The sequence below is a fragment of the Streptomyces sp. NBC_00289 genome, from assembly GCF_041435115.1.
GTDB lineage: Bacteria > Actinomycetota > Actinomycetes > Streptomycetales > Streptomycetaceae > Streptomyces.
Genome location: NZ_CP108046.1, coordinates 8,915,352 through 8,931,163, shown reverse-complemented (window position 1 = coordinate 8,931,163; position 15,812 = coordinate 8,915,352). Strand labels below are relative to the sequence as shown.

General features: G+C 71.0%; 12 protein-coding genes. 5 read left to right on the top strand and 7 right to left on the bottom strand.

The features are described from left to right. Positions 1–29 precede the first annotated feature (29 nt). Both OG985_RS40410 and OG985_RS40405 read left to right on the top strand, forming a co-directional pair. Entirely contained in the window at positions 30–1,649 is a 1,620-nt protein-coding gene (locus tag OG985_RS40410) for an acyl-CoA synthetase (protein WP_371673353.1), read from the top strand. A 176-nt stretch (positions 1,650–1,825) separates the two neighbouring features. After that, on the top strand, positions 1,826–3,856 hold the full coding sequence (locus tag OG985_RS40405) for a sulfatase (RefSeq protein WP_371673352.1): 2,031 nt from the start codon (positions 1,826–1,828) through the stop codon (positions 3,854–3,856). 33 nt (positions 3,857–3,889) lie between these two features. Here the strand turns inward: OG985_RS40405 and OG985_RS40400 are convergent, their stop codons facing one another. Beyond that, complete coding sequence (locus tag OG985_RS40400; protein WP_371673351.1) at positions 3,890–4,753, bottom strand: alpha/beta fold hydrolase; 864 nt, start codon at positions 4,751–4,753, stop codon at positions 3,890–3,892. Positions 4,754–4,936: 183 nt separating this feature from the next. Between OG985_RS40400 and paaK the strand changes: the two genes are divergently transcribed. The 3 genes from paaK (at position 4,937) to OG985_RS40385 (ending at position 8,084) form a co-directional block, all read left to right on the top strand. Continuing rightward, on the top strand, positions 4,937–6,232 hold the full coding sequence (gene paaK, locus OG985_RS40395) for a phenylacetate--CoA ligase PaaK (RefSeq protein ID WP_371673350.1): 1,296 nt from the start codon (positions 4,937–4,939) through the stop codon (positions 6,230–6,232). A gap of 810 nt (positions 6,233–7,042) precedes the next feature. Continuing rightward, positions 7,043–7,699, top strand: a complete 657-nt coding sequence (locus OG985_RS40390) for a hypothetical protein (RefSeq protein WP_371673349.1) — start codon at positions 7,043–7,045, stop codon at positions 7,697–7,699. 22 nt (positions 7,700–7,721) lie between these two features. Next, complete coding sequence (locus OG985_RS40385) at positions 7,722–8,084, top strand: hypothetical protein (RefSeq protein WP_371673348.1); 363 nt, start codon at positions 7,722–7,724, stop codon at positions 8,082–8,084. Between the two features lie 174 nt (positions 8,085–8,258). On the opposite strand, the gene OG985_RS40380 is transcribed toward OG985_RS40385, so the two are convergent. The 6 genes from OG985_RS40380 to OG985_RS40355 form a co-directional block, all read right to left on the bottom strand. Beyond that, the gene (locus OG985_RS40380; protein ID WP_371673347.1) at positions 8,259–8,570 is read right to left on the bottom strand and encodes a trypco2 family protein; all 312 of its coding nucleotides are present in this window, start codon (positions 8,568–8,570) and stop codon (positions 8,259–8,261) included. A gap of 48 nt (positions 8,571–8,618) precedes the next feature. After that, entirely contained in the window at positions 8,619–10,121 is a 1,503-nt protein-coding gene (locus OG985_RS40375; protein WP_371673346.1) for an acyl-CoA synthetase, read from the bottom strand. A 205-nt stretch (positions 10,122–10,326) separates the two neighbouring features. Then, positions 10,327–11,172, bottom strand: a complete 846-nt coding sequence (gene sigJ / locus OG985_RS40370; RefSeq protein WP_371673345.1) for an RNA polymerase sigma factor SigJ — start codon at positions 11,170–11,172, stop codon at positions 10,327–10,329. A 226-nt stretch (positions 11,173–11,398) separates the two neighbouring features. Further along, a complete protein-coding gene (locus OG985_RS40365) occupies positions 11,399–12,973 on the bottom strand; it encodes an acyl-CoA synthetase (protein WP_371673344.1) in 1,575 nt (524 codons plus the stop codon). Continuing rightward, positions 12,970–14,082, bottom strand: coding sequence for an NAD(P)H-dependent flavin oxidoreductase (locus OG985_RS40360; RefSeq protein ID WP_371673343.1), 1,113 nt, complete (start codon positions 14,080–14,082; stop codon positions 12,970–12,972). The genes OG985_RS40365 and OG985_RS40360 overlap by 4 nt, the downstream gene beginning before the upstream one ends. A gap of 54 nt (positions 14,083–14,136) precedes the next feature. Further along, the gene (locus OG985_RS40355) at positions 14,137–15,705 is read right to left on the bottom strand and encodes a phytoene desaturase family protein (protein WP_371673342.1); all 1,569 of its coding nucleotides are present in this window, start codon (positions 15,703–15,705) and stop codon (positions 14,137–14,139) included. Positions 15,706–15,812: the final 107 nt, after the last annotated feature.

Genomic DNA, 15,812 nt, shown 5'->3' with positions numbered 1-15,812 from the left:
GAGCCGACAGTCGAGGGTCAGGAGGAGCGGTGGAGTACAACATTGCCGACCTGTTCGAGTCGGTCGTCGACGTGGTGCCGGATCGCGAGGCGCTCGTGTACCTCGACCGCCCCGGCACGGGCGCGGAGCACCGCCTGACGTACGCGGAACTGGACGCGGCGGCCAATCGCGTCGGCCACCATCTGATCGACAGCGGGATCCGGCCCGGTGAGCACCTCGGACTCCACCTCTACAACGGCGTCGAGTACCTCCAGACCGTGCTCGGCTGCCTCAAGGCGCGGATCGTGCCGGTCAACGTCAACTACCGGTACGTCGAGGAGGAGCTGGTCTACCTCTACCAGGACGCCGACCTGGTCGCCCTGGTCTTCGACGCCGAGTTCACCGACCGGGTGGCGGCGGCGCTGCCGCGGGTGGAGAAACTGCGGCACCTGGTACGGGTGGGAACCGCCCCGCCGGGGGCGGCCGAGGTGCCCGCCACCGCCTTCACGGACGCGGAGGCCACGGGCTCACCGGAGCGCGGGTTCCCGCGGCGCTCGGGCGACGACCAGTTCATCATCTACACGGGCGGCACCACCGGCATGCCCAAAGGGGTGATGTGGCGCCAGGAGGACCTGTTCTTCTCCGGGCTCGGCGGCGGCGCGCCGACCGGGGAGCCGGTAGGGAAGCCGCAGGAGATCGCCGAGCGGGTCGCGGCCGGCGGCGCGGGCATCACCTTCTTCCCCACCCCCCCGCTGATGCACGGGACGTCGACACTGACGGCGTTCATCGGCTTCAACTTCGGGCAGCGGGTCGTACTGCATCGCAAGTTCGCGGCCGAGGAGGTACTGCGGACCATCGAGAAGGAGAAGGTCACCAGTATCTCGCTGGTGGGTGACGCCATGCTGCGGCCCCTGATCGACGCCCTCGACGGCCCCATGAAGGGCACCGACTGCTCGTCCGTGTTCAGCGTGTCGTCCTCGGGCGCGATCATGTCCGACACGGTGCGCCGCCAGTTCCGGGCCCATCTCCCGAACGCGATGCTGCTGAACAACTTCGGCTCCTCCGAGTCCGGCTTCAACGGCACGGCGACGGAGGACTCCGGACCCGAGCGCGGCTTCCGCATCCGCGTCAACTCCCGCACTCAGGTCGTCGATCCGGCGACGCGTGAGCCGGTCGCCGTGGGCGAGGTGGGCCGGGTCGCGCAGTGCGGACACGTGCCCCTCGGTTACTACAACGACCCGGCGAAGACCGCGGAGACCTTCTTCGAGAAGGACGGCGAGCGCTGGGTGCTGCTCGGCGACATGGCCACCGTCGACGAGGAGGGCGTGGTCACCGTCCTCGGGCGCGGCTCCCAGTGCATCAACACCGGCGGGGAGAAGGTCTACCCCGAGGAGGTCGAGCAGGCGCTCAAGTCCCATCCGGACGTGTACGACGCTCTGGTGGCCGGGGTGCCGGACGTGAAGTGGGGCAACCACGTGGCGGCGGTGGTGCAACTGCGGGAGGGCGCGCCACGGCCCTCCCTGGAGGACCTCCAGTCGTACTGCCGTACCCATCTCGCGGGTTACAAGATCCCCCGGCAGATAGTGATCACGCAGACGATACGGCGCTCGCCCAGCGGTAAGGCGGACTACCGGTGGGCTCGCGAGGTGGCGGTCTCGGCGGATCGGTAGACGCGAGGCAGCGGCTCACCGGTGGGCCTGTCGGGAGCTGGGGGCGTACTCTTTGCGCGCGGTTGACCCGGGCGTTTGAACGGAGTGCCGGGTGGGGCCGTACGCGAGGTTGGCGGCCCTGCCCTGTGGGCCCGGTCCGCCGTGCCATCAGCGGCTTCGCACGGAAGGACCCCCGGGTGTCGCACCTCACGCCCCCTCGTCAACTGCCAAAGACGGACGCGGACGCATCGGAGAGAACCACAGCCGAGGAAGCCTCGACCGCTCCCGCGGTGACCGAGCCCGGCGCCGCGGGGGACGTGGAGCCGGCTGACGAGGAGGCGACCGGCGCGACGGCCGAGCCGACCACGAAGGCCGAGGCGGAGGAGGACGGGCCGGACGGACGCCCCGCGACGGAGGAGACGGCCGACGGCGCGGAGGACGGGAAGGCGGCCGCCGAGGCCGTCGTCCCGCACCCGGCCTCCACCGGCGACGCGTCCGGCGAAGAGTCCGGCGACGAGGCAGCGGCCTCCACCGCCACCACCGGCCCACCCGGCCCGGGTGACGCCGCCTCCTCTTCCGCCCGCCCCGGCTGGTTCGGCTGGCGCCGTCGTCACCCCCGCGCCGCCCGTGCCGTGCGGGCGGGCACGAGCATCCTGGCCGGTGCGCTGGTGCTCGTCGTGCTCCTCGTGCCCAACCGCCTCGACCGGATCAATCTCCAGTCGTTCCTCCGCCTCCCCGTCGAGGTGATCTTCCTCGCGGCCGTCCTGCTCGTACTGCCGTCGAGGGCACGGCGGATCACGGCCGTCGTCCTGGGGACGTTCCTCGGGCTGTCCACCGTCCTGAAGTGCCTCGACATGGGTTTCCGCCAGACTCTGGCCCGGCCGTTCGACCTGGTCTTCGACTGGGTTCTGCTGAGCGACGCGGCGGACTGGATGAAGGACTCGTTCGGCCGCTCGGGTGAGGTGCTCGCGGTCATCGGGCTGATCGTCCTGCTCGTCCTCGTGCTCGTGCTGAGCGCGCTCGCGATGGTGCGGCTCGCGAACGTGATGGCCCGGCACCGCTCCGTGGCCGTGCGCGGCACGCTGGTCCTCGGCACCGCCTGGATCATCCTCTTCACCATGGGCGTGCAGTTCGGCGGCGTCACGGTCGCCACCAGGGGCTACAGCCAGTACCTCGCCAACCGCGTGCAGTACGTCCGCGACGGCCTCGGTGACGCCGACGTCTTCAAGAAGCAGCTCGCCGTCGACGCCTTCGCCGACACCCCGAACGACCGGTTGCTGACCGGTCTGCGCGGCAAGGACGTGCTGTTCACCTTCATCGAGAGCTACGGCCGGGTGGCGATCGACGATCCGGCGATGGCCCCGGAGATCGACGCGACGCTCAAGGAGGGCGACGCCAGGCTCAAGGCGGCCGGCTTCGCGGCGCGCAGCGGCTGGCTCAGCTCGCCCGTGACGGGCGCCGGCAGCTGGCTCGCCCACTCGACGTTCCTGTCCGGCCTGTGGATCAAGAACCAGCAGCGGTACCGGACCCTGACCACCGGCGACCACGCCACCCTCACCAGCTACTTCCAGAAGACCGGCGCCTGGCGCACCGTCGGCATCGTCCCGGGCGTGCGCAAGGCGTGGCCCGAGGGCACGTACTTCGGCCTCGACCACATCTACGACTCCACGCACCTCGGCTACCAGGGTCCCTACTTCAGCTGGACGCCCGTGCCGGACCAGTTCAGCCTCGAGGCGTTCCAGCGCCTGGAGCACGGGAAGAAGAACCGCGACCCGATCATGGCGGAGATCATCCTGGCCTCCAGCCACAACCCCTGGGCTCCCATCGCCCACACGATCGGCTGGGACGACCTCGGCGACGGCTCGGTCTTCGAGCAGATCAAGAAGGAGGGCAAGAACCCCACGGAGGTCTGGAAGCACCCGGCGAGCGTGCGCACCGAGTACCGCAAGGCCATCCAGTACTCCCTGGACAGCCTGACCCAGTGGATGCAGAGGTACGGCGACAAGAACACCGTCCTCGTCTTCCTCGGCGACCACCAGCCGGTGCCCACCGTCACGGGCGGCAGCACGAGCCGCGACGTGCCGATCACGATCGTCGCGCACGACCCGAAGGTCCTGGACCGGATCTCCGACTGGGGCTGGACGGACGGTCTCAAGCCGGCCGACAACGCGCCGGAGTGGGCCATGGACGAGTTCCGCGACCGCTTCATGACGGCGTACCAGAAGTGACGGCGCGGCACGCCGCTCCCGGGGCGGGGCGAGCTACTCCGCCGTGGGCAGCGGCGTCGTGCTCCCCGCGAAGAACGCGGCGACGCGACGGCTGAACCATCCCGGGTCGTCCAGCCAGGGGAAGTGGCCGGCGCCGGGCTGGACGACGAACTCGGCGTTCGGGAACACCTGAGCGGCACGTCGGGCGAGTTCGGGGCGCGGACCGCCGTCGAGTTCCCCGGCGAGGACGAGGACGGGTGAGGCCAGTCCGGTGAGGGCCGATCGGGTCGCGGGCGGGTCGTAGGCGCCCTCGGAGCCGTAGACGTCGGCCGCCTCGTCGCTGTACTCGTCGTCGCCCCGCGCGTCGTGCTGTCGGGCCGCCTCGTCCCAGCGGCCGTAGAAGAAGGGGGCGAACGCGGGGTCGAAGTCCCCCTCGCCCGCGAGCCACTTCTCGAACGGCGCGATCGCCTCCGCGAACCACGGCTCGTCCTTCCGCAGCCGCGCCGCGGCCAGCCGGTCCTCGGCGGTGACGGGCATCCCGAGCGCCCAGGGTGTGGCGGTGATCAGCGCCAGCCGGGCCACCCGCCGCGGGTGGCGGGCGGCGTACAGCGTCGCGAGATTGCCGCCCGCCGAGTGCGCGAGCACGTCCATCCGCTCCAGCCCGAGGTGGACGCGCAGCGCCTCCACGTCCTCGACCAGCCGGTCGCAGCGGTACGACGCCGGGTCCTCGGGCGAGGCGGAGTCGCCGGTGCCCCGCAGATCGAGCAGGACCAGGCGCCGGTGCGCGGCGAGTCCGCCCAGGTCTCCGAGGTAGCGGGACGCCCGCATCGGGCCCCCGGGCAGCACGACGAGCGGCTCACCGTCACCTCGCACGTGACAGGCGAGTTCGGTTCCGTCGGGCGCGGTGAAGGTCGGCATGCCGTCGATCTTGGTGGACCGCGCGCCGTGACGGCAACGGATTTGCCGCCCTGCCGCGCGGCGCGCGGAGAAAAGGCCCACCGCCCCCTTGCCTGAGCCCGTCCGGTTTGGATTACTGATCCACACATCGCGACCGAATGATCGGTCGCCCGGATTGGCACGTTTGGTGAGGGAGAAGCTCCCATGGTGGATGCGACTGAGCTGCTGGACCCGGGGGAACGACTCGACGCGGAGGCGCTGCGCACCCTGCAACTGGAGCGGCTGCGCACCTCACTCCGGCACGCGTACGAGCACGTGCCCTTCTACCGCGACTCCTTCGACAAAGCGGGAATCCGCCCCGAGGACTGCCGGTCCCTCGCCGATCTGGCCCGGTTCCCCTTCACCACGAAGGCCGACCTGCGGGCGAACTACCCGTACGGGATGTTCGCCGTGCCCCGCGACCGCGTCCGCCGCATCCACGCGTCGAGCGGCACCACCGGGCGCCCCACGGTGGTCGGCTACACGGACGGCGACCTGTCCCGGTGGGCCGACCTGGTCGCCCGTTCGCTCCGGGCGGCCGGCGGACGCCCCGGGGACACGGTGCATGTGGCGTACGGCTACGGGCTGTTCACCGGCGGCCTGGGCGCCCACTACGGTGCCGAACGGCTCGGCTGTACGGTCATCCCCGCGTCCGGTGGCATGACCGCCCGCCAGGTCCAGTTGATCCGAGACCTGGAGCCCGGCGTCATCATGGTCACCCCCTCCTACATGCTGACGATCCTCGACGAGTTCGAACGCCAGGGCGTCGACCCGCGCGGCACCTCCCTGCGCGTGGGCGTCTTCGGCGCCGAACCGTGGACCGAACGGATGCGCCAGGAGATCGAGGAGCGGTTCGCGATCGACGCCGTCGACATATACGGGCTCTCGGAGGTGATGGGCCCGGGAGTCTCCCAGGAATGCCTGGAGACGAAGGACGGGCTGCACATCTGGGAGGACCACTTCCTCCCGGAGGTCGTCGACCCGGTCACCGGGGAGGTGCTGCCGGAGGGCGAGCGGGGCGAACTGGTCTTCACCTCGCTCACGAAGGAGGCGATGCCGGTGATCCGCTACCGGACACGGGACCTGACTCGGCTGCTGCCGGGCACGGCCCGGGTGTTCCGGCGGATGGAGAAGGTCACCGGCCGCAGCGACGACATGGTGATCCTGCGCGGGGTGAACCTCTTCCCCACGCAGATCGAGGAGATCGTGCTCCGCACGCCGGGTGTCGCTCCCCACTTCCAGCTCCGGCTCACCCGCGAGGGACGCCTCGACGCCCTGACCGTCCGGGCGGAGGCCCGGCCCGACGCGACCCCGCACGACCGGGACGCGGCCGCGCTCGCGATCACTGCCGCCGTGAAGGACGGCATCGGCGTGTCGGTCACGGTGGAGATCGTCGATCCGGAGTCGCTGGAACGCTCGGTGGGCAAGATCCGCCGGATCGTGGATCTGCGCCCCCGCTAACCGGCTGATCCCCGTCCGGCTTCGACACCTCGAAGATCGGCCGGTGGCCGTTCATCTATCAAGGCGCCGAGTGCGGTGGCGCGGCTCGGTCCCGTGCCGGGGGGCGCTCGCATTCCTTCGGTCGTCGGCGGTGGATCCGGGCGTCAGGGCACGGACCGCTCGCCGTCACGTGCCGACGACGTGCCGGAAGCAACGGAAACGTGTTGTGTCGTGTGTTCACGGTGTCGAGTATTTCGTCCGGGCGCTTCCGCCTGCCGGATCAAATGGCGACTTCGCCTCTTGTACTGGACGGACGAAGGGAGATATCGGCGGCGGAATATCCACTGAGCTGCACAAAATGCCATAAAATGGAGGACGCCGTCACCCCGTGCGCGTTTGACCAGAGCTCGAGGTGAGGCCATGAATGCCGTTGCGGAGCCGGTGGCCGACAACACGGCAGCGCAGCACAAGGGGGGACGTAACGCCGGACAGGGGACGCCAGCCCCGGTCCTTCGCCCGTACGGCGGATCGGCCGTGTCCCGAGGCCGAAGGGGCGGCGACATGACCACCACCTCCGGACTCCGCGTCATCACCACGAAGGTCCCTCCGCCTCGACCGGCTGCCGTGGTTCCTGTTCCACTGGCGGATCGTCATCGGACCGCCCGGAAGCCCGGCGCCGGCGCGACCGGACCCCCCCCGCTGGGAGGTCTGCCGCTTTCGCTGCGGTCCGGCGAACTGCGGGGGCGGTGGGGCGGTCGCATGGATTTGAGCAGGAGCTGGTCGTTCAGCCGCTCCGGACGATGAAGAACACATCGCGAGTTGGGAGGAACAATGCGGAACCTGACACTGAGCAAGATCGGCACCCGGCTGTTGCGTCTGCGCCACGACTCGTCACAAAGCTCACAGGACCGGGCGGCGCCGGCCGACTACGGACTGGACCACCGGCAGGTCGCCGAATTCGTCGCCGGCACGCTGGACGCGGAGGGCGAGGCGGCGCTCGCCCATCAGGTGGCGCGGCTGCTGCCCTTCCACTGGACCTGGCCCACCCGGGTCGCGGAGGCGATGTCGCAGATCATGGACCACTTCGGTGATCAGCGTGAGCTGATGGCCTGGTTGGACCGGCACCCTGGCCGACCACGGCTGGTGGCACGCCTGTACGTCTTCATGGGCCTCCTCGACTGGTACAGCGCGGTGCCCGCGGTCGTGACCGCGATGCGTGAGTACCGGGAGCGGACACCGTATCCGCCGGGCCTGGAGCCCTACTTGGTGCCTGTCACCGATGACGACACACTCGCGGGCATTGCTTTCAAGGTCGAGAAACTGCTCGGTGAGGAGCGAACCCGGGAGGCCGTCGAACTGGCCATGGCCACTGCGGCATGGCTGCAGCAGATCGCGCCGCGCGTGCGGGAACTCAGCCCTGAGGTCGGCGACTTGGACGAACTGATGGGGCAGGCGCGGCAGGACATCCGGGCAGCAGCAGACATCTGACAGTCGATGCGGCGGTAACGGCATGACGGTGAAACTGAACGCGATGGCGTTCGACCACGCAAGGAAACTGACCGAAGAGGGCAGGATCGTCCTGGACGACCGGGACGAGTGGAGCGAGCACCAGCCCTCGGCAGCGGACGAGAATGCCTACCTCGAGGAGCACGGATTCAACGAGTACGCCGGGTGGTACCTGGGCATCGACGACGAGATGGGAGAGGAGACCAAGGGCCGGTACAAGTTCCCCTACGGCGATTTCGAGCGCGTCCACCGCTGCGGTGTGCTCTCTGCGAAGGTACGCGCCGGACAGCAGAAATACGCGGACATCGAGAACGCCGCCGCGCACCTGCACGAACTGCTGGACGGCCGGCGGACCGGGAACCGGTGACAGCGCCGAACTCTGCACCCTCCTCACCGTGCGAACGGCAATCCAGCGTCGTACGGAGAGGCGATCCGCGGCCGGACAGCGCCCGCACCATCGACCGTCGCCGGACGAGGCGCGGATCCTCATCGGAGGTCACGCCAAGCTCGTCAGTGCCGCACTGGCGACAGCCGCCACCCTTCAGCGCTCGCCTTCGGCTTCGGCGCCGCCGATCAGCGCGGTCCGCGGCGGGCCGCCGGCCGCCGGGACGAGCTTCGGCGTCAGGGTGACCGTGATGCGCTGCGTCTGTGCGTGGGCGTACTTCCCGTCCGCTCCCGCGTCGACCACCCAGAGCCGGACCTTGGCCTTCGCGCCGGCCTCGCGGGTGACGGCGACGGTGGCCTCGATCTCCACGGGGCCGAGTTCGAACCGGACCGCCTCGCCGGCGCCGTCCGTGAGCGAGTCGGTCAGCTGCTGCCGTAACTCGCGGATCATGTCGGACAGTTCGATCACGCTTCCCCCTCGCGCCGGGCTACTCGGATGCTACAAGGCCGGGCACCTTCACACGCCGTCCCCGAACCGGTCCCTAAGTTCCCGCTTGAGGATCTTGCCGCTGGCGTTGCGCGGCAACTCGTCGACGAACAGAACCCGTTTCGGCGCCTTGAAGGAGGCGAGCTTCTCCCGGGCGTGCGCGAGGAGTTCCTCCTCGGTGACCTCGCCGCGGGCGACGACGACCGCGGTGACGGCCTCGATCCACCGCTCGTCGGGCAGGCCGATCACGGCGACCTCGGCGACGGCCTCGTGCGTGTACAGCGCGTCCTCGACCTGCCGTGAAGCGACCAGCACGCCACCGGAGTTGATGACGTCCTTCACCCGGTCGACGACGGTGAAGTAGCCGTGCGCGTCGCGGACCGCGAGGTCGCCGGAGTGGAACCAGCCCTCGCGGAAGGCCTCGGCCGTCTCCTCCGGCTTGTCCCAGTAGCCCTCGCACAACTGCGGTGAGCGGTAGACGATCTCGCCGGCCGTGCCGTCGGGGACCTCCTTGCCCTGCTCGTCGACCACACGAGCGTCGACGAACAGCACGGTACGGCCGCAGGAGTCCATCCGGCCCTTGTGCTCGTCGGGGCCCAGGACGGTGGCGAGGGGCCCGATCTCGCTCTGCCCGAAGCAGTTGTAGAAGGCCAGTTTCGGCAGCCGCTCACGCAGCCGCTCCAGGACGGGCACCGGCATGATCGAGGCCCCGTAGTACGCCTTCCGCAGGCCGCCCAGGTTCCGCGTCGCGAAGTCCGGGCGGTTGGCCAGGCCGATCCAGACCGTGGGCGGGGCGAAGACACTGTCCACGCGGTCGGCCTCGATCAGGTCGAAGAGCCGGTCGCCGTCCGGCGCGTCGAGGATGATGTTGGTGGCCCCGACGGCGATGTACGGCAGCAGGAACACGTGCAGCTGGGCCGAGTGGTACAGCGGCAGCGCGTGCGCCGGCCGGTCCCCGGCGCTCAGGTCGAGGGCGGTGATCGCGCTGAGGTACTCGTGCACCAGGCCGCGGTGGGTCATCATCGCGCCCTTGGGCAGCGCCGTGGTCCCGGACGTGTACAGCAGCTGCACCAGGTCCTCGCTGCGCGGCTCGGGACCGTCGTACGGGGGCGCCGTGGCCAGCAGCGCCAGCAGGGAGTCGTCGGCGTCCCGCAGGGGCAGTGTCGCGACCCCGTCGGGGAGCCGGCCGGCGAGGTCGGGGTCGGCGAGGACGAGGGTGCTGCCGGACTGCCGGACCAGGTAGGCGAGGTCCTCCCCGGTGAGGTGGTTGTTCACCGGCACATGCACCAGGCCGGCGCGGGCGCAGGCCAGGAAGCCGATGAGGTACGCGTCCGAGTTGCGTCCGTAGGCGGCCACCCGGTCGCCGGGGACCGGACCGCGGGCGAGCAGCGCGCTCGCCGCGCCGGAGACCGCCTCGTCGAGTTCCTGGTAGGTCCATGAGCGGTCGCCGTACTCGACCGCGACCCGCGCGGGGGTACGTCGGGCGGTGCGGCGCAGTACTCCGTCGACCGTGCTGCCGTGTCCGGGCGTCATGACACATGATCCTCGGTCCACCACGGAGGGAGGTCAAGCCGCGCCCCTGCGGCCCGACCGTATGGAGCCACCGGGCGGCCTCCGGTGACGGATCACGGGGCGAACCGCTCGGCGGAGTCCGGTGACCGACGGCGGGGCAGGCCCCCGGTCGGGTGTGGTCCCCGCCCGTGTGCGCGCCGCACATGGGCGGGGCCCACACCTCGGGTCAGCCCGGGATGTGGGCCAGCTTGTCCGGGTTGAGCATGACGTGGATGGCGTCGACACGGCCGTCCACCACGTCGACGGTGAGGAGCCGGGGGTTGCCGTCGACCGTGCCCGCCAGACAGGGGCGGCCGTTGACGTCCACGAGTCGCGGGGCGCTGAGCGGACGGTGGGTCACCAGGTCCACGACGAAGGCGGCGACCTGCTCCCGTCCCCCGATCGGGCGCAGCGCGGCCCTGACCTTGCCGCCGCCGTCGCTCCACGCGACGACGTCCTCCGTCAGCAGGTCGCCGGGTCCCGCCGGGTCGCCGCCGCGCGCGGCCTCCAGGAGCCGGGTCAGCAGCCTGGCGTGGGCGCCCTCGGCGAGGGTGAACCGGTCGCGCCCGGCGGCGAGCCTGCGGGCGGCCCGGTGGTGCAGCTGGCGGCAGCTCGTCACGGTCGTGTCGAGGATGCGGGCGATCTCCCCGTACGGCACCTCGAAGGACTCCCGCAGGACGAACACGGCGCGCTCCGGCGGCGACAGACCCTCCATCAGGTGGAGGGTGGCGTAGGCGACGGTGCCGCGCAGCCCGGGCGTGCCGAGCGGACCGAGCGCTTCCGTGGCCACCGGCTCCGGCAGCCAGGGCCCGACGTACGCCTCACGCGTCACTCGGGCCGACCGCAGCTGGTCGAGGGCGAGCCGGGACACGGCCGTGACGAGGAAGGTCCGGGGTTCGCGCATCTCGTCGCGGCCGCCGGCCGACCACCGTGCGTACGCCTCCTGGACCACGTCCTCGGCGTCCCACATGCTGCCGAGCAGCCGGTAGGCGAGCCCGAGCAGCCAAGGGCGGTACGTCTCGAACAGCTCCATGTCCAACTTCCGTGTCCTTCCGGCGGGTTCGACGTGCGGCACGCGCACCGGTCGACTCGGTGACGAACCCGGCGCGCGCCAGGAGGCATAACGAGGCCGTCGGTCCAAGGTGCGGGCGCCGCGCGAACTGTCCGCGCGGCGCCGCCCGTTCCCACCGGCCGGAACCCCAGTGGTCCCGCCGTTCGTTCCCGCCGGCCGAATGCCGGTCGTAAATCTTGGAGCCGGTCTACACCGCCCTGGTGCGGCCTTCCCAGTACGGGTCCCGCAGCCGTCGCTTGTAGAGCTTGCCGTTGGGATCGCGCGGCATCTCGGCGATGAAGTCGACGCTCCTGGGCCGCTTGTAGCCGGCGAGCTGCCCGGCACAGTGGTCCAGGATCACGGCGGCGAGGTCGGGGCCGGGTTCGTGGCCGGGCGCCGGTTCGACGACGGCCCTGACCTCCTCGCCCCAGTCGTCGTGCGGGATGCCGAAGACGGCGGCGTCGGCGACGGCGGGATGGGCCAGCAGGGCTGCCTCGATCTCGGCCGGGTAGATGTTGACCCCGCCCGAGATGATCATGTCGATCTTGCGGTCGCGGAGGAAGAGGTAGCCGTCCTCGTCGAGGAATCCGAGGTCACCGACGGTGAAGAAGTCGCCGATGCGGTTCTTCCGCGTCTTGTTCTCGTCCTTGTGGTAGGCGAAGCCGCCGGTGTTCATCTTCAGGTAGACGGTGCCGAGTTCGCCGGGCGGCAGCCGGTGGCCCTCGTCGTCGAAGACCGCGAGTTCGCTGATCGGCCAGGCCTTGCCGACCGTGCCGGGCTTCTTCAGCCAGTCCTCGGCGGTCGCGAAGGCGCCGCCTCCCTCACTGGCCGCGTAGTACTCCTCCACACAGTGCCCCCACCAGTCGATCATGGCCCGCTTGACGTGGTCCGGGCACGGGGCCGCGCCGTGGATGGCGTGCCGCATGGAGGAGACGTCGTAGGACTGCCGGGTGTGCTCCGGCAACGCGAGCAGGCGGTGGAACTGGGTCGGGACCATATGGGTGTGTGTGCACCGGTGGGTGTCGATGAGGCGGAGCATCTCCTCGGGCGTCCACTTGTCCATCAGGACCAGCCGGTGGCCGATGTGCAGGGACGCGCCCGCGAACTGGAGTACGGCGGTGTGGTAAAGCGGCGAGCAGACCAGGTGCACGTTGCCGTCGAACGGCCTGATCCCGAAGATGCCGAGGAAGCCGCCGAGGTATGTCTCCTCGGGGACCTTGCCGGACAGCGGGCGCCGGATGCCGCGCGGGCGGCCGGTGGTGCCCGAGGTGTAGTTCATGACCCAGCCGAGGGTGCGGTCGCCGGGCGCCGACCCGGGCTGCCCGTCGAGGAGTTCGGCGTACGGCCGGAATCCCTCGACCGCGCCGACCGCGTACCGGTGGGTGGCCGGCAGGCCGGCCTCGTCGGCGGCGTGCCGGGTGGCGTCGGCGAACCGCTCGTGGGTGATGAGCACCTTGGCACCGGAGTCGGCGACGATCCAGCCGATCTCGGGGCCGACGAAGTGGTGGTTGACGGGGACGAGGTAGAAGCCGGCCTGGGTGGCGGCGAGATAGGCGGTCAGGAACTCGGCTCCGTTGGGCAGGACGACCGCGAAGGCGTCGCCGCGTTCGAGCCCGGCGGCGCGCAGACCGTGGACGAGCCGGTTGGCCGCGGTGTGCAGGCGGCCGGCGCTCCACTGCTCGCCGTCGGGGGCGACGAGTACCGTACGGTCGGGGTCCTGGGCGGCCTGGGCCCAGAACCCGACGGGGGGCGTGCCGACGGTACCGGCGGGGGATGTGCTCACGACTGGCCGCTCCTTCCGGCGATGCGGTTGATGCGGTCGACGGCCCGCTCGAATCCGGTCGTGAGGTCGTCGAAGACCGCCTGGACACTGCGTTCGCCGGTCATCCGGCCGACGATCTGCCCGACCGGCGTGCCGAGCAGGGGCTCGACCTCGTGCTTCTGGATGCGTGAGACGGCTTCGGCGACGAGCAGCCCCTGCAGGGGCATGGGGAGGGTGCCCGGCCCGTCCGGGTCGTCCCAGGCGTCGGTCCACTCGGTGCGCAGCTGACGCGCGGGCTTTCCGGTCAGGGCGCGGGACCGGACGGTGTCGCCGGAGCCGGCGGCCAGGAGTTTGCGGGTGAGGGCGGCCGAGTGCAGGTCGGCCTCCGTGGTGGTCAGCCACATGGAGCCCAGCCACACGCCCTGGGCGCCGAGGCTGAGCGCGGCGGCCACCTGTTGCCCGCTGCCGATGCCGCCTGCGGCCAGTACGGGCAGCGGGTCGACGGCGTCGACGACCTCCGGGGTCAGCACCATGGACGCGATCTCCCCGGTGTGGCCACCCGCCTCGTAGCCCTGGGCGACGACGATGTCGATGCCCGCCTCCGCGTGTTTGCGGGCGTGCCGCGCACTTCCGGCGAGCGCGGCGACCAGCACGTTCTGGTCGTGGGCCCGGGCGACGACGTCGGCGGGCGGCGAGCCGAGGGCGTTGGCGAGCAGCCGGATCGGGTAGTCGAAGGCGACGTCGAGCTGGGTGCGGGCGACCTGCTCCATCCATCCGGTAATGCGCCAGCCGGACACCTCCCCCTCGTCGAGGCCGGGCACGCCGTACTTGGCGAGGGTGTCCGTGACGAACTGCCGGTGTCCCTCGGGGATCATCGCCTCGACGTCGGCCTCGCTGACGCCTTCGACCTTCTTCGCGGGCATCACGACGTCGAGGCCGTAAGGCCGGCCGTCGACGTGCGCCTCGAGCCAGTCGAGGTCGCGCTTGAGGTCGTCGGGGGCGGTGTAGCGGACCGCGCCGAGCACTCCGAAGCCGCCGGCCCGGCTGACGGCCGCGGCTACGGCGGGGAACGGCGTGAAGCCGAATATGGCGTGCTCGATTCCGAGTCGCTTGCTCAACTCCGTCTGCATGGGCGCAGAATGCCGCAGTCCTCCGGACGACGGAAGCCTTTTTCTGATGCTCCGTCAGATTTCTGGCCGCTCCAGCACCGCCATCGCCGCGTTGTGCCCCGGCACCCCGCTCACCCCGCCGCCACGCACCGCGCCCGCGCCGCACAGCAGCACGTTGGCGTGCCGGGTCTCCACGCCCCAGCGGCCGGTGTCCTGCTGGGCGTAGGGCCAGGAGAGTTCGCGGTGGAAGATGTTGCCGCCGGGCAACCGCAGGTCACGCTCCAGGTCCAGCGGCGTCTTGGCCTCGATGCACGGGCGGCCCTCCGCGTCGGTGGCCAGGCAGTCGGCGAGCGGTTCGGCGAGGTGCGCGTCCAACTGCGCCAGCGTGGACTTCACCAGTTCGTCGCGTACGGCGTCGTTGTCCCGGTCGAAGAGCCGCGCGGGCGTGTGCAGGCCGAAGAGGGTGAGCGTCTGGTAGCCCTGTTCGACGAGGTCCGGGCCGAGGATCGTCGGATCGGTGAGCGAGTGGCAGTAGATCTCCGAGGGCGGGGCGGTGGGCAGTTCGCCGGCCGCGGCCTGGCTGTGGGCGACGGCCAGCTGCTGGTAGCCCTCGGCGATGTGGAAGGTGCCGGCGAACGCCTCGCGCGGGTCGACGGAGCTGTCCCGCAGCCTCGGCAGCCGCTTCAGCAGCATGTTCACCTTGAGCTGGGCGCCTTCCGCGGGCTCGGAGGCCGTGTCGCCGGTCAGCGCGGCCAGCTCCTGCGGTGAGGCGTTGACGAGGACGTGCCGGGCGGCGACCACACTCTCGCCGTCCGCGGTGCGGTGGACAACCTCGGCGGTGCGTCCGTCCGTGTCGATCCGCACCACCTCGTGCCCGGTGGCGAGGACGGCACCCGCCGCCCGCGCGGCCCCGGCCAGCGTTCCGGTCAGGGCGCCCATGCCGCCGACGGGTACGTTCCAGTCGCCTGTGCCGCCGCCGATCACGTGGTAGAGGAAGCAGCGGTTCTGCGGCAGCGCCGGGTCATGGGCGTCGGCGAAGGTGCCGATGAGGGCGTCGGTGAGGACGACACCCCGGACCAGGTCGTCGTCGAAGCGGTTCTCGATGGCGACGCCGATGGGTTCCTCGAACAGCGTCTGCCAGGCCTCTTCGTCGTCGACGCGACGGCGCAGCTCCTCACGGGTGGGCAGCGGTTCGGTGAGGGTCGGGAAGACCTGCCGGGCGACGTGGCCGGTCATGTCGTAGAAGCGCTGCCACGCCTCGTACTCCCGCTCGCCGCCCGTCAGTCGCGCGAAGGCCTCCCGGGTCCGGCGTTCGCCGCCGCCGACCAGCAGGCCGGTGGGCCGGCCGGCCCGCTCCACGGGGGTGTACGACGAGACGGTCCGGGTGCGGACGCGGAAGTCCAGCCCCAGGTCCCGCACGATCTTCTTCGGCAACAGGCTGACCAGGTACGAGTAGCGTGACAGCCGTGCGTCGACCCCGGCGAACGGGCGGGTGGAGACGGCGGCGCCCCCGGTGTGGTCCAGCCGCTCCAGAACCAGCACCGACCGGCCGGCCCGGGCCAGGTAGGCGGCGGCGACCAGGCCGTTGTGGCCTCCGCCGACGATGACGACGTCGTACGTCCGGGATCCCTCGAGTGCAGGCATCCCTCTTGGTAACACGGGGTGATCTAGGTCGGCCAGAGGTGAGCGGCACACGGCCCGCACGCCTACCGACCCGGTGGCCGACGCACCGGCCGGCGCCAGGAGGGAGT

Bases quoted from the DNA above. Each gene is read 5' to 3' on its own strand.
- OG985_RS40385 (WP_371673348.1), top strand. From the start codon at position 7,722: ATGACGGTGAAACTGAACGCGATGGCGTTCGACCACGCAAGGAAACTG.
- paaK (WP_371673350.1), top strand. From the start codon at position 4,937: ATGGTGGATGCGACTGAGCTGCTGGACCCGGGGGAACGACTCGACGCG.
- OG985_RS40355 (WP_371673342.1), bottom strand. From the start codon at position 15,705: ATGCCTGCACTCGAGGGATCCCGGACGTACGACGTCGTCATCGTCGGC.
- OG985_RS40390 (WP_371673349.1), top strand. From the start codon at position 7,043: ATGCGGAACCTGACACTGAGCAAGATCGGCACCCGGCTGTTGCGTCTG.
- OG985_RS40375 (WP_371673346.1), bottom strand. From the start codon at position 10,121: ATGACGCCCGGACACGGCAGCACGGTCGACGGAGTACTGCGCCGCACC.
- OG985_RS40360 (WP_371673343.1), bottom strand. From the start codon at position 14,082: ATGCAGACGGAGTTGAGCAAGCGACTCGGAATCGAGCACGCCATATTC.
- OG985_RS40400 (WP_371673351.1), bottom strand. From the start codon at position 4,753: ATGCCGACCTTCACCGCGCCCGACGGAACCGAACTCGCCTGTCACGTG.
- sigJ (WP_371673345.1), bottom strand. From the start codon at position 11,172: ATGGAGCTGTTCGAGACGTACCGCCCTTGGCTGCTCGGGCTCGCCTAC.